Raw genomic sequence first — 13,950 nt, 5'->3', positions numbered from 1 at the left:
ATTAACATAGTCAACGTTAAAGCAATGCAAACTGAATGTTAACGTTTTGTTAAACTTTTTAATTATCAATTAATTATATTTGCATAAAATTTGATCTTTAAGAGCTTATGGAACCAGTTGCCAGCCCGATTGACAGTTGGAAAATCATATCAGCATGGGCTGTTTTTGCGTCTTTAACCGCAATTTAATCCATCGGGTATCGGGTTGTAGTGCCGGTTTTATCAGTCCGGTATCTTGTACATTCAATCCCGGCACTGATTGCCCGGCGCGCTCAGTATGCAGCAGTTTCGTTTTTACGGGAATAATTGCGCTGGGTCCAGTCATGGTCTCTGGATTAAATTTAATAAGCTGTTCAGGCTGTTTATAGCTGAATCAGCAAGGGCAGGAGCGTGGATTGAAGAGCGATTTCGGTTACAGACCAGCGGTACGGCAACTTTTGTTGCAATACCACTGGTTTCAGCTACGTGCGCAGGTTTGCGCGGTTCATCTTCTGCAATTCAACATTCAGCAGATGCGAAAGGAATGCTTTTGCAGTGCATTAAACGTTTTCTTCCTTTGTTTTTCTTTTTCCCAGCGCAATCATTCTGATAAATAACGGCGCACAGACTATACCGAATAGCAAGCCAATGAGTGACATCCCTGAAAGCGGAACGTTTTCATCGTAAAAATCGGTAACCTGTTTTGTAAAGGAATCTTTCTTTTTGCCATTATCCTCGTCCGAGACTTGAGGTAAATCTTCCGCTTCGTACTTGTCGTTGATGATATAAGGTGTCAACCCGGGAATACTTGGAATATCCTCTCCGCCCTTTCCGACGACGAGTTGAGCTTTCATGCCCTTTTCCATGTGCTGTGCGATGTCGCAATGCACCAAATAGGTTTCATCCGCTGCGGGCACAATCATGGTGCCAGAGACTTTTCTTGGCCCTGTATTTTCAAGGTGAAACATACCAAGCGGGTATAGATACCGAGGTAATCCGTGCATCATGAACTGATGGCGGATGTTGTCTTCGTTGACAAAATGCCAGGTGATCTTGGAGCAAGGTTTGACGTGCCATTCCTGCTGGTCGAAAGCGAATGCGGTTCCCGGGAATTTCCTGGCATATTTGGTACCTGCACGCACGGTAATTTCGATTTCTTCCGAAATGCTGGTACAACTGCTGGGCAACTTGTCAAAATTCTGTCCCATAATATGGGTGCCTTCGTGGTCCATGATATGGCCGTCATGATGATGATGATGGTCTCCGTGATGTCCCGCATGCCCGTCACCATCGCCATGAAGCTCCGAATGGTCGCCGGGAGCATCCATCATATGATCATCCCCATGCGTCATACCGCTGTGGTCGCCCATGTGATCGTGCCCGCCGTGATCATGTGCACTGTGATCCATGTCATGACCGCTGTGATCTTGGGTGCTATGGTCATGCGCGCTATGGTCCATTTCATCTTGGTCGCTGTGATCATGCTCGTGCGCGCTGTGGTCCACTTTGTCATGGTCGCTGTGATCATGCTCATGAGCACTGTGATCCATTTCTTGATCGCTGAGGCCACTGTGATCATTCTGTTGTTCATGTTCATGCTGACTGTGATCGGTTTCATCCTGCTGCGCATACGCGTGAGATGAGAACGCAATCATACAGGCTAGTATGGTAAGAAACTGCTTATTCATTGGTTTTACTCCCTTTAGAGCCTTTTAGCTTCGATACAATAACCGCTGCGGCTCCCTTGATGTGCTGCTTTCTGGCAAAGACTATATAAATCAACAGACCAATAATGAATCCAATTATCAGGTTTGTGACGGTCTCCTGTGTTTCGGCATCCATACCTGAACGTACACCGGGTGCGCCCAGGCTACCCGCTTCATCTAAATCCTGCCAGATAGGAAGTCTCCTCTCGTAATATTCCTTGGTAAAGTAAACTGATAAATCGATCCCGTGTGCGACTTTCGGCAATCCGATGTCGTCAAGATAGGACTTGTAAGCAATCATACTCATGCTGCCGCCTTCGCTCATGCCGTCGGTTGTAATGCCTTTTTCACGATGGTCGTGAAAAAGCCATGCACCGGCACCATAACTGTGCAGTCCGTCGTTCGCTGTGTTCAGTAGCAGATCAAGGCGCTGGGCAGGTGCCATGTCAAAAACATCGCGTGTTATCTGGGCTGCCGGGTTCTGTTCGACACCGTCATAATGAGTGATGGTTGCTTTATGGCCGTGCGTATGTACCGCCATGAACTCGCCGCCGCTGTTTAGCATGCGCAGCTTGATTTTCTGATCGGGTTCGACGATGATCATGGATTCTCGCAGGGTATACGGAAAAGACAGCCCGTTCAGTGTGTAATAATCCTCGGTAGAATCGGTCAGATCATAGCGTCTGTTCATTTCGCGCGCTATCAGCCGGGGATCGTTGTATTTTTGAATAATGCTGGTCAACTCCTTATCCATGGCGTGGTAATGCAAGTCGTATTCCATATCGTATTGCTCTTTCACGGCAACGGATGGATGTCTTACATGGCCTCCGCCGACATTCAGCGTTTGCAGCCAGTTATTCGGTCGGTTTTCCTCTACGATAATCATACCGGCCAGTCCCATGGCCAAGTGCGTGTGGGTTTGAACATGACAATGGTAGAACATTGTGCCGGCCTGGCGCGGCTGAAATTCATAGACACGTCTTTCGCCGGGCATCAGATTGATTTCGCTGGTTTGCGTTACACCGTCATTGCCGTGTTTCCCGCTGCCGTATTCATGGTGGGAAAACGGATGGTCCACGCCGTGCAGATGGATGGTATGAGGGAAATAATGCGTATTCTCCAGCACAATTTGAACAATGTCGCCAACTTCGACACGTATCACGGGTGAAGGCAGCCGCAGCAACGAATTGGCTCTGATGCTTTCAAAATTTTCCGTCGACATGCCGCTCGTCTTGGGAGCGAACACCCAGGCGCCGGGTTGAATACCCGGTGCAATATCAAATGTCGGAATGACACCTTCAAAATCGGGTGTGCGTCCGTTTAACTCAATTACTTCGAGCTTGATAACAATACGGTCCGGGTCTCCGTCGCCATCGATGTCATCGGTTTTAATGATCGTGTCGGGTGACAGGTCGGTTTCCATTAATGTGGCCATGGAAATATTGTTGGTTCCTTTAACAACCGCCGCAATCAGATGTGGATTGTCCGGACTGCAGATTTCAGAGGCCTCTATTTTAACGCCTTCTATGACCTGTGCCTTGCGCCAGGAAGGTGAAATTTTCGGGTCGCATATGGGTTCTGCATCCAATGCTGCAGGATTGACTTTTATAGTTTCAGGCAACTTCAGCGAGGCCAGCACATTCACCGGTAAAACGATGCAGCAGGCTGCCAGAACGGCCATCAAATTACGGATTGGCATTTTTTTAAGCACCTTTTCTTTGAATTAATTTTATCTAAAAACTATTACGTTTTTTTATATAAACTCTCAATCTGCGTTATCCCGAACCGAACGCGACACAATCTTTATTGATATTAGTAACGATCTGTTGTTTTACCAGGATCCACCGATTGATTAAAATTCCCCAGATTTCCTTTTAATTTTTTTAGATACCTTATTTGCTAAAAGGTTTTTAAGATTTTACTTTCTATGTATGAATTATGTTTAATATTTGTATCATTCTGTTTGCTGCAGAAATTTGATATTGTGTGCATCCGTGCATGCAAGAGCAATACCCCTACCCAATGCAAATTTTTTTATTATACAGAACCCATTCGGCCATGTAAGCTTTTCTTGGAATGCCATTTGCCACTGATGTATTCTTGTCGCTGATTCGGCATGCCGGCTCAAATTCTGTTTTTTAGATGTATTGATCAAATAAGAATTGAACAATAAAATTTTGATAATGAGAATAATTTTTGTTTCTTTAGCGGTGGTTGCTGCATTGCTGTTACTTTCCGCCTGCAGCAATGATACCGTTGACACTGAATCATCCGTTGAACCTCTGGTAGTTGGTGTACTGCAAGTAGAGCCGGTCAATATGCGTTTGAGTGCAGAGACAATCGCTCAGACGGAAGGTGCCAAAGAGATTGAAATTCGCCCCAGAGTCGGCGGTATTGTACTTAAACGTCACTATCATGAAGGAATGGCCGTTCGGGCCAATGAACCGTTGTACTTGATTGATCCGGATCCGTTCCAAAAAAACCTGGCCGAGGTGCAGGCGGAATTTCTTGAACAGAGCATTCGAGCCATGAAAGCCAAAACCGAAAAAGAGCGGCAGGAAAAACTGGTTGCCGAAAATTTTGTCAGCCAGCGGTCATACGATAATGCAGTAGCCGACCTGATGATTACCGAGGCGGCATTGCACGCGTTGAAAGCGCGTGTGCAGCAGGCTGAACTGGATTTGTCATACACTACGGTCAAAGCGCCCATTGATGGTATTACCGGGCGCTCACTGATTTCCGAGGGGGCGCTGGTGGCTGCAAACAGCAGCGTACTGACAACGATGACGCAGATATCACCAATCTGGGTGCGATTCAGCTTTTCCGATAATGAACTTGCCCGCTTTAACGGCCGGCTCAGTGAAGATAATGTTGAGGAAGTTATTTTAATTTTGCCTGATGGTACCGAGTATCCCATTAGCGGCACCATCAATTTTGCCGCGAGCGAAATCGATCCGTTGATTGGGACGCAGCAGCTCAGAGCAACATTTGAAAACCCGGACCGTCGGCTATTGCCTGGCCAGTTTGTGCGTGTTCGCGTCATTTCTGGAAGAACAGACGATGTGTTTCTGTTGCCTCAAGTGGCGGTTATGACGTCCGATCTGGGGCGATACGTTTACGTGATCGAGAATGACAATGTCGTTGCTGCGCGACAGATAACCATTGGCGAGTGGATTGGCAAGGACTGGATCATTTTGGATGGTTTGCACCCGGGTGATCAGGTTGTCATCAACAATCTAATACGGCTGAGTCCGGGGATGGTCGTCAGCCCGGAGCGGCTCGACGCCTCAGCTGTGTTGTCTTCCGGACACTATTGAAAGCAGCCACCTGGTATGCACGCATAAACGATCCTAAGAATAATGACCAAGTTTTTTATAACACGTCCCATTTTTGCGTCCGTGCTGTCGATAATTATCGTACTTGCCGGTATCGCAGCGGCATTTCAATTACCCATCGCACAATATCCACAAATTACACCGCCTGTTGTTCAGGTAACTGCGAGATTTCCCGGTGCCAGCGCCGAGACGCTGATAAAAACAGTTGCCGCACCGATAGAGGAACAGTTAAGCGGTGTCGATGACTTGCTGTATTTTAATTCGAGTGCTGATTCGAGTGGTCAATTGACCATCACCGTAACGTTCGAGATCGGGACAGATATCGATCTTGCGACTTTCAATATCAGCAACCGGGTCAATATCGCGCTGCCACGTCTGCCTGATGAAGTCAGGCGTTCAGGCATCACCATTCAGAAACGTGCCAATGATTTGCTGCTTGTATTTGCAGTTACCTCGACTGACGAAGCCCACACACCGCTGTTTTTGAGCAACTATATCACCAATCATTTTCTTGATGAACTCAAACGTACAGCTGGTGTCGGCGAAGCGCGAATTTTTGGATCGCAGGACTATTCTATGCGCATCTGGTTGCAGCCGGACAAAATGGCGCAACTGGGGATTACCACCAGCGATATTGCCGCGGCGATTCGCACTCAAAACGCGCAATATGCAGCAGGTAAAATCGGTCAGGAGCCGGCTCTTGCTGATCAGCAGCTGGTTTATACTGTGACTGCTAAAGGCAGACTCCTAGAAACGGAGGATTTTGGCAATATTATTCTGCGTGCCGACGGGCAGCGTGGTATTTTATACCTTAAGGATGTCGCACGTATCGAGTTGGGTGCGCAGGAATACAATATTCAAAATCTGCTGAATGGCGAACCGGGCGTCGGTATCGGTATTTTTTTACAAACCGGCGCAAATGCGCTGGATACGGCTGCCGCGATCAAGGCCAAAATGGCAGCGCTACAGCCGACGTTCCCGGAAGGCATGCAATATGTTTTGCCGTATGACACCAGCGAATTCGTCAAGGCGTCGATATGGGAAGTTGTCAAGACACTGCTGGAAGCGATGTTGCTGGTTGTGCTTGTTGTCTATATCTTTTTGCAAAGCTGGCGTGCGACGATCATTCCGATCATAGCCGTACCGATTTCACTTATCGGGACGTTTGCCGGATTATGGCTGCTGGGTTATTCAATTAATACCATGACGCTGTTTGCCATGGTGCTGTCTATCGGAATTGTCGTTGATGATGCGATCGTGGTCCTGGAAAATATTGAGCGGCTGATTTCCGAGGAAAAACTCGCGCCGATAAATGCTGCCATTAAGGCCATGCAGCAGGTGTCCAGCGCCGTGGTTGCAATGACGCTGGTTCTGGTGGCGGTTTTTGTTCCGGTCGCGTTTCTGGGTGGTATGGCTGGCGAGTTATACCGTCAGTTTGCCGTAACGGTTGCGGTGGCGGGTGTGATTTCCGGAGTTGTAGCGTTGACACTGACGCCAACCTTGTGTGCCATGCTGCTACATGCCACCCAACGGCGTGCGGTATTTTTTGATTGGTTCAACCGTGCGTTCAACCGGCTGCGCAATTTTTACGTCAGCATGGTCGATGCCGCAATACGACATGTTCTGGTCAGCGTATTGATATTTGCCGCGTTCATCGGTGGCGTGAGTTTGCTGTTGAAGATCATACCGGGCAGCCTTGTTCCATCGGAGGACCAGGGTTATGTGATTACTGCGGTTATTCTTCCTGACAGTGCGTCGCTGTCGCGTACGATTGCGACCAGTGATGCGATTCGTACCGAAATTGCGAAAAACCCGGATGTTGCTTTTCAATTCGCTGTAAACGGTCTGGATTTTATCGGTGGTGGCAACAAGACCAATGTGGCGACGGTTTTTACACGATTGACAGACTGGTCGGACCGGGAAACGACTGCCGATGATCTGGTAAATCAGTTATTTGCCGTGGGCGCGCAGCAAACCGACGGCCTGGCCGTGGCATTCAATCCGCCTGCAATCCGTGGACTGGGTAGCACTGGGGGCTTTGAACTTTATGTGCAAAGCCGAACAAACACTGATCCGCAGCAACTTGCCAGGGTTGTGGATGACTTTATGCAGGCTTTGAAACAGGAACCCAAACTGGCAACTGCCAATACCTTCTATCGATCCAGGGTACCGCAGTTTTTTGTGTCGGTCGACGAAGCCAAGGCGGTTTCACAGGGTGTGCCCATAGCACACATTTACGAGACGCTGCAAAGCACGATGGGGTCGCTTTATGTGAACGATTTTAATCGTGCCGGCCGAACCTATCGTGTGCAGTTACAGGCCGAAGCTGCCTATCGCATGAAACCCGAAGATATCGGCAAGGTGTATGTGCGTTCAAACTCGGGTCTTATGATACCGCTGTCTGCACTGGTGCAGGTCAAACATATCGTTGGTGCCGAACAACTGGAGCGTTTTAACGGTTTGCTGTCAGCCAAGGTTATAGGCAGCGGTGTGCCGGGCTCAAGTTCGGGGGATACAATTGCATTAATTGAACAGGTGGCAGAACGGGTTTTGCCTGACGGCTATCAGATTGCATGGACCGGTAAGGATTTTCAGGAAAAAAGAACGGGAGCGGCGGCAGTATTTGCGTTCAGCCTGGCGATTATCATGGTGTTTTTGATTCTGGCGGCCCAGTTTGAAACCTGGGCGCTGCCGCTGGCAGTGATCATGGCGGTGCCCTTTGCCATGGCTGGTGCGTTGATAGCCGTACTGTTGCGGGATATGCCGAACGATATTTATTTTCAGATTGGCATGGTAACGTTGATCGGATTGGCGGCGAAAAATGCGATATTATTAGTTGAATTCGCCAACCAGAAAATGAAAACGGGCATGGATGCCAAGCGTGCGGCGATAGAGTCCGCTCATCTGCGTTTTCGTCCCATTGTGATGACTTCAATGGCGTTTATTCTGGGTGTGGTGCCATTGGTCATTGCGACCGGCGCGGGTTCGGCCGCACGGCAATCCATGGGAACAGGCGTTTTTGGAGGTATGATTCTGGCAGCGTTTGTTGCTACTGTGTTTGTACCATTGTTTTTTTCGTGGTTTGTTTCAAAACATGAACCGCCTCGATCAAGCATGCGCTGGAAAAAGTTTGAATCGGATAATGCAGATGGTTTGCACTATAACACCCTACGGACATCAACTGGAAACGGCAAAGCTGAATAGACTGAAGTTGGATTCATGGTTTAACTACAATGTCTGAGTTACCGACAGTTTTCCGTGGCAGGCTTGATATAATCCGACTATGAATACACGTAATAAAGCTACTGTTTCGGACAGAAAGCTCGTACAGTCTCTAAACAACCGTAATATCATTTTGATTGGCATGATGGGGGCCGGGAAAACGACCATAGGAAAAGCGCTGGCCAGCTATACAGGCAAGCAGTTTTTCGATTGCGATCATGAAATTCAAAAATGCACCGGTGTAAAGATTCCGGTTATATTCGAAATCGAAGGAGAAGAGGGCTTTCGCAGGCGGGAATCACAGGCGTTGAAAAAACTAGTCTGCAGAAACAACATTGTTTTGGCGACCGGCGGTGGTGCTGTACTTAGTCAGGAAAACAGGGATGTATTGAGACAAAGCGGAATCGTGGTGTATTTAAGAGCATCGATTAATGATTTATATCGCCGGACGCGACACGATAAAAACCGGCCATTGCTGCAGACAAGCAATCTGCGCGATAAACTGACTCAACTGTATCAGCAGCGGGACAGGTTCTATCAGCAAACGGCCCATATTATCATAGACACAGCCAGGCAAAATATCCGTTTTCTGGTCAAGGAACTGGTCAAGCGACTGGCAGCTTTCCAATTAACTCAACCCATTTCATATACAGATCAATCTATGCGAACCATAACGGTCGAATTTTCCTCATCCTCCGAGACACGGAATTATCCAATCCATATCGGTAACGGTATTCTGGGCCAGGCAGAACTTGTCGTGTCCTGTCTCAAGCAGCAGCGCGTGGCCATTGTCAGCAATACCACAGTAGCGCCCTTGTATCTGGATAGACTCTCTGCTGCACTGGAACAAAAAGGTGTTCAGTCGATCCCCATCATATTGCCCGATGGCGAGGCCTACAAGAACTGGGATACGTTGAATCAAATCTTTGATGCCCTGTTAAAGAATCATTGTGAACGTACTACAACTATCCTGGCACTGGGCGGGGGAGTGATTGGCGACCTGACCGGATTCGCCGCAGCCACCTACCTGCGCGGCGTGCCGTTTATTCAGATACCGACCACATTGCTGGCGCAGGTCGACTCCTCTGTCGGCGGTAAAACCGGAATCAATCACGCGCTGGGGAAAAACATGATCGGCGCATTTTATCAGCCGCGCATGGTGCTTGCCGACAGTGCGACGCTGGATACGCTGCCGGACAGGGAATTGCGGGCAGGCATTGCGGAGATCATAAAATATGGTTTGATTCGCGATCCGGCATTTTTTGAATGGCTTGAAAAAAACATGCAAAGGTTGCTTTCACGCGATCCGGCGATATTGAATGAGGCAATTCAACGCAGTTGCGAAAACAAAGCTGAAATTGTCGCAGCAGACGAAAAGGAAAGTGGAGTACGCGCCCTGCTGAATCTCGGCCACACTTTCGGTCATGCGATCGAAAATGGTATGGGTTATGGTGTCTGGCTGCATGGCGAAGCCGTTGCAGCCGGAACCGTGCTGGCTGCAGATTTGTCACGGCGCATGAAATTAATCAACGAAGCTGATGTCGCTCGTATACATGCTATTTTTCAGCAGGCCGGTCTGCCGGTTAAAGCTCCAAGACTCAAACCGGAAAGATATCTTGAGCTGATGGCGCTGGATAAAAAGGTATCCGCCGGAAAAACCCGCTTTATTCTGCTCAACCGTATCGGCGAAGCCGTAATGCGTGCGGATATTCCACCCGAGCTGATTATTGATACACTGAATACCTGTATGACGCATGAATGAACTTGCACCGTATGCTGTATCCGAAAAAAACTCCCGCGGTAGAACGTTTAGCGAACCACCACCTGCGGGTCGCGGTGAGTTCCAGCGCGACCGTGACCGTATAATTCATTCAAAAGCTTTTCGGCGGCTTGAATATAAAACCCAGGTATTCGTCAACCATGAAGGCGACCTGTTTCGCACGCGCTTGACGCACAGTCTTGAAGTGGCGCAAATTGGTCGTTCGATCGCACGCAATCTGTATCTGAACGAGGATCTGGTGGAAGCGATCACGCTTGCACATGATCTGGGGCATACTCCGTTCGGTCACGCCGGGCAGGACGCATTGAACGCGTGTATGAAGGAATATGGCGGTTTTGAACATAATCTGCAGTCATTGCGGGTGGTTGATATTCTGGAAGAGCGTTATGCCGCGTTTGACGGGTTAAATCTGTGTTTTGAGACCCGTGCGGGCATCCTGAAACGTGCGTCAAAAAATAATGCCCGCAAGCTGGGTGCTGTGGGAGAGCGTTTTATTCAGAGTACAAGGCCGTCGCTTGAAGCGCAGCTGGCCAATTTTGCCGATGAAATCGCTTATAATAATCATGATGTTGATGACGGGCTGCGTTCAGGACTGATTTCACTTGAGCAGTTGCTGGAGGTCAGTATCTTCTCCCGGCATCTGAATGAAGTCAGGAAAACGCATCCCGGACTGACAGAACGGCGATTGGTTTATGAAACCGTGCGCAGCATGATCAACACCCTGGCCATCGATTTGACGACACAAAGCAGACAGAATATAGCCAAGACGCAATTGCATTGTCTGGATGATGTATACCTGGCGCCGCCGCTGATCGGTTTCAGTGAGCCCGTCAAAAAGGAACAGCAACAGCTGAAAAAATTCCTGTATGACAATTTGTACCTGCATTATCGTGTGACGCGTATGAGCAATAAGGCGTCGCATACGATCAGGCGGCTGTTTGAAGCCTTCAATTCCAATGTGCGCCTGCTTCCCGTCAAATATCAACACAAATTCGAGCGGGAAGGCCATCAGGCCATCGCTGATTATATCGCAGGCATGACCGACCGTTACGCCATTCGCGAATATCAGCGGCTGTTCGCAATCACACAGGATTAACTGCAGATATTGGGATCTGAAATCCTGTACTTTCAAATCTGGTAGAGAATCTGCAACCTATTCGCTAAAATATGTTCCTAATCTGAAAAAGACAATGTTGTTTTTATGACATGTGACTTCCAGTTTAGCCGTTTTTGAGGGAAACACAATGCGAGATACATCACTTCATACCATAAAACATGGATGGGCTGCAGTGATAGCCTGTCTGGTGTTTTTCGTTTATACAACAACTGCACTTGCTGCAGAGCGAGTGATTCACGAAATTGACTTTACCGGAAAGGACGAAGGCAGCGCACTGGCCTGGCTTGAACAGCAGGGGTTCGAATTCGAACTGGACGCCGAAGCGCTGGCCCCGCGATTTGAAAACGATGCTCTGGTCATCAGTACACAAATGGAGACGGCGGGTTTATTTGGTCTGAGATTAGCAGAGCAGGATTTTATTCACAACGTCAAGCGTGTGGAAATTGTGTGGGGTGTCAATCAATATCCCGAGGGTGCGGACTGGAATAATGGTGTCAACAGCGTGCCGATTGCGGTCATGCTGTCGTTTGGTACGGAAAAACTGTCAAGTGGGTTGCCGTTGGGTATCAAATCCGCGCCTTACTTTCTAAGTCCGTTTATCGGCAAGGAAGAAGAGCAGGGCAAAATGTATCTCGGCAAACTCTGGCGCGAAGGCGGCCGCTATTTTTGCGTGGCTTCGGGTGATCAGTCGGGTAAAACCATTACCACGGATTTTGAAGTAGACGAGCGATTTAAAACGGTTTTTAATCAGGCGAAAACACCCCCGATTACCGCGTTCGCTTTTCAGAAGAATACCAGTAAAACACAAGGTGTATCGGAAGCGTTTATCAAGAAAATCACATTTCTGTCTGAATGACTGCCAATGGGCGGAACTTTGATAGGCATAAATTTGTTCAATATTTAACTGTGAATTATCGGTGAAAAAGATCAGCTTTTATGTGACCGGCAATGTCCAGAATGTCATGTTCAGGCAGACGTTTATTCGCGGTGCACAACAGCGCAAACTCGCGGGTGGCGCCTCAAACGATGCTGCCGATACGAACCGCGTGCATTGTTCGCTTGTAGGCGATGCCGCCGTGATCGATGAAATGATCGGGAAACTGCAGGCTGGAAAACCCATCAATTCGTGGCAGGCACGCGTTGAATCGCTGCATGTCTACGACCATTTTATCGAGTTATTCGAACATCAGGTGACCACCGACAACGTCAGCCGGTTTAACTGGTCGCCCAATGTGGAATTTTATCTGTGATGCTTACGGCAGCACGACCAGCGAATCAAACCAGGCGTTGCCGCTGAGCAGCGCCGGAATTGCACAGTCCGAGTGCCCTCCGAGAAACAGTGTTTCCAGGCTGACATCAGCGCCCACGGTGTTAAAGTAATCCATGGCCACCAGGGCGTTGGCGTAGGGCACATGTTCATCATCCAGGCAATGATACAGGCGCATTGGTGAAACCGGCGTCCAGCGGTACACGTCGTTGTGCGCCAGCGCCGCTCTGAGCGGATGATAACCATTGTTTTCCAGTGCGGCAATCAGAACGGGTGAAAACAGTTCTCGTGCCGTTGCTGGCAGCGCGTCATCGATCATGTCGCCATCGTTTGAGCCGTCAAACAGACCGGGTACCGCAGTGGCAATATTTTCATTTAAAAGATTTTCGAGATCGCCGTCAAAACCGTAAATCTGGTTGTAAGCGAGCAGCAGATACGGAAAATACATCGGCCTGGGTAAAGGGTTGCCAGACAGTGCCTGCTGGAGCATGGTGCCGGACAAGTCGTAGGCGCCCGCCATCGGTGCTGAAGCGGTAATGATAAGCTCGTCGGCATGATGGGTTTCGATTTCGCGCTGTGCTGCCATGGTGGCATAACCGCCTTCGGAATAACCAGCCAGAAACAATTGTCCGTTTAACGGAAAACCGATATCTGCTGCCAGGGAACGCACGGCGCGGATCAGGTCGATCGTCGACCAGGCCAGTGTTTTGGCGTGCATGAACGGGTGCAGGCCTGTATTGTCGCCAAATCCCAGATAGTCCGGCACCGCGACTGCATAACCGCGCGCGGCCATCAGATACAGTGCCAGATCGGCGCCCGTTTCCTCAGGATTGATGCTTGGCGCGTGGTCGCTGCGGGTAATGGTGCCATGCTGGAAGCTCAGCAGCGGCGCACCTGCCGGTATGCCCAACGGCACGCCGACAACGCCGGATGCTGAAACAAGATTGCCAAATGCATCCTGTGTCTGGTATCCGATCCGGTATACCGAGACATCATAACGCAATTCTATCCCTGCGAAGGCGGCTATCGGATATTCCAGCGCAATCTGTTCGACTGTTCTGGTCTCCATCAGTGTCGCCGAAAGCGGAACGCCCCTGCCAGTTGTGGCGGATACAGGCGCGGCATTCGTAACCCGGAATACATCGCCGCCGTCATGATTCAGCGTTGCGCGGTAAAGTTCGCCACGGAACCCAACCACCGGAATTGCTACCGTCAGGTCATCGTCGACAATTGCAAGCACGGATTCAAACGTACTGACGTCGCGCGTTGTCGTACTGTTCAGTCGGAATGCATGTACGCTACCGGCTGCTGGATTCATTTGTACGGAATAGGTCTGTCCGCGGTAGTGCGTCCAGGGCAGATAGAGTTCCAGTTTGTCGGAGAGCAATGCGACGGCATGCAGTGGTGTGCAAGTCGTAACTACCATCAATGCGGTAAAAAAACGTAACAGACTCTTTAACCGGAGCAGATAATGTGTGCAAATGTCGTGATTCATACCGGTTTTTCCATACGCAGGTTTGTTTTGATAGTTCTGTATTTTGCAGT

The 13,950-nt window shown here is 49.1% G+C and carries 10 protein-coding genes and 1 pseudogene; 7 read left to right on the top strand and 4 right to left on the bottom strand.

The features are described from left to right. Nucleotides 1-144: 144 nt before the first annotated feature. The 3 genes from BMY62_RS01600 to BMY62_RS01590 all read right to left on the bottom strand — a co-directional run bounded on the left by BMY62_RS01600 (nt 145) and on the right by BMY62_RS01590 (nt 3,383). Complete coding sequence (locus BMY62_RS01600) at nt 145-324, bottom strand: hypothetical protein (RefSeq protein WP_090655598.1); 180 nt, start codon at nt 322-324, stop codon at nt 145-147. Nucleotides 325-538: 214 nt separating this feature from the next. Next, on the bottom strand, nt 539-1,666 hold the full coding sequence (locus BMY62_RS01595; protein WP_090655595.1) for a cupredoxin domain-containing protein: 1,128 nt from the start codon (nt 1,664-1,666) through the stop codon (nt 539-541). Next, nucleotides 1,659-3,383, bottom strand: a complete 1,725-nt coding sequence (locus BMY62_RS01590) for a multicopper oxidase domain-containing protein (protein WP_090655592.1) — start codon at nt 3,381-3,383, stop codon at nt 1,659-1,661. The genes BMY62_RS01595 and BMY62_RS01590 overlap by 8 nt, the downstream gene beginning before the upstream one ends. A gap of 484 nt (nt 3,384-3,867) precedes the next feature. On the opposite strand from BMY62_RS01590, the gene BMY62_RS01580 reads away from it, so the two are divergent. The 7 genes and pseudogenes from BMY62_RS01580 (at nt 3,868) to BMY62_RS01555 (ending at nt 12,388) form a co-directional block, all read left to right on the top strand. Next, a complete protein-coding gene (locus tag BMY62_RS01580; protein ID WP_090655586.1) occupies nt 3,868-5,001 on the top strand; it encodes an efflux RND transporter periplasmic adaptor subunit in 1,134 nt (377 codons plus the stop codon). Between the two features lie 42 nt (nt 5,002-5,043). Beyond that, the gene (locus BMY62_RS01575; protein ID WP_090655583.1) at nt 5,044-8,223 is read left to right on the top strand and encodes an efflux RND transporter permease subunit; all 3,180 of its coding nucleotides are present in this window, start codon (nt 5,044-5,046) and stop codon (nt 8,221-8,223) included. A 79-nt stretch (nt 8,224-8,302) separates the two neighbouring features. After that, a pseudogene (locus tag BMY62_RS16635) lies at nt 8,303-8,797 on the top strand (shikimate kinase); the annotation flags it as partial. Nucleotides 8,798-8,902: 105 nt separating this feature from the next. After that, nucleotides 8,903-10,003, top strand: a complete 1,101-nt coding sequence (gene aroB / locus BMY62_RS01570) for a 3-dehydroquinate synthase (RefSeq protein WP_305728779.1) — start codon at nt 8,903-8,905, stop codon at nt 10,001-10,003. Beyond that, nucleotides 9,996-11,117: a deoxyguanosinetriphosphate triphosphohydrolase gene (locus BMY62_RS01565; protein ID WP_090655577.1), complete on the top strand. Its 1,122-nt coding sequence runs from the start codon at nt 9,996-9,998 to the stop codon at nt 11,115-11,117. The genes aroB and BMY62_RS01565 overlap by 8 nt, the downstream gene beginning before the upstream one ends. A 148-nt stretch (nt 11,118-11,265) precedes the next feature. After that, nucleotides 11,266-11,994: a hypothetical protein gene (locus BMY62_RS01560; protein WP_090655574.1), complete on the top strand. Its 729-nt coding sequence runs from the start codon at nt 11,266-11,268 to the stop codon at nt 11,992-11,994. 61 nt (nt 11,995-12,055) lie between these two features. Beyond that, nucleotides 12,056-12,388 (top strand): acylphosphatase, encoded by a 333-nt coding sequence (locus BMY62_RS01555; protein WP_090655571.1) that lies wholly within the window; start codon nt 12,056-12,058, stop codon nt 12,386-12,388. A gap of 3 nt (nt 12,389-12,391) precedes the next feature. Here BMY62_RS01555 and BMY62_RS01550 read toward each other — a convergent pair whose 3' ends face one another. Next, a complete protein-coding gene (locus BMY62_RS01550; protein WP_090655568.1) occupies nt 12,392-13,900 on the bottom strand; it encodes an alpha/beta hydrolase family protein in 1,509 nt (502 codons plus the stop codon). Nucleotides 13,901-13,950 lie beyond the last annotated feature (50 nt).

It is taken from the genome of Nitrosomonas marina (assembly GCF_900111605.1).
GTDB classification, from domain to species: domain Bacteria; phylum Pseudomonadota; class Gammaproteobacteria; order Burkholderiales; family Nitrosomonadaceae; genus Nitrosomonas; species Nitrosomonas marina_A.
The sequence above is the reverse complement of the archived record's forward strand: the minus strand, read 5'-3'. Positions and strand labels throughout refer to the sequence as shown.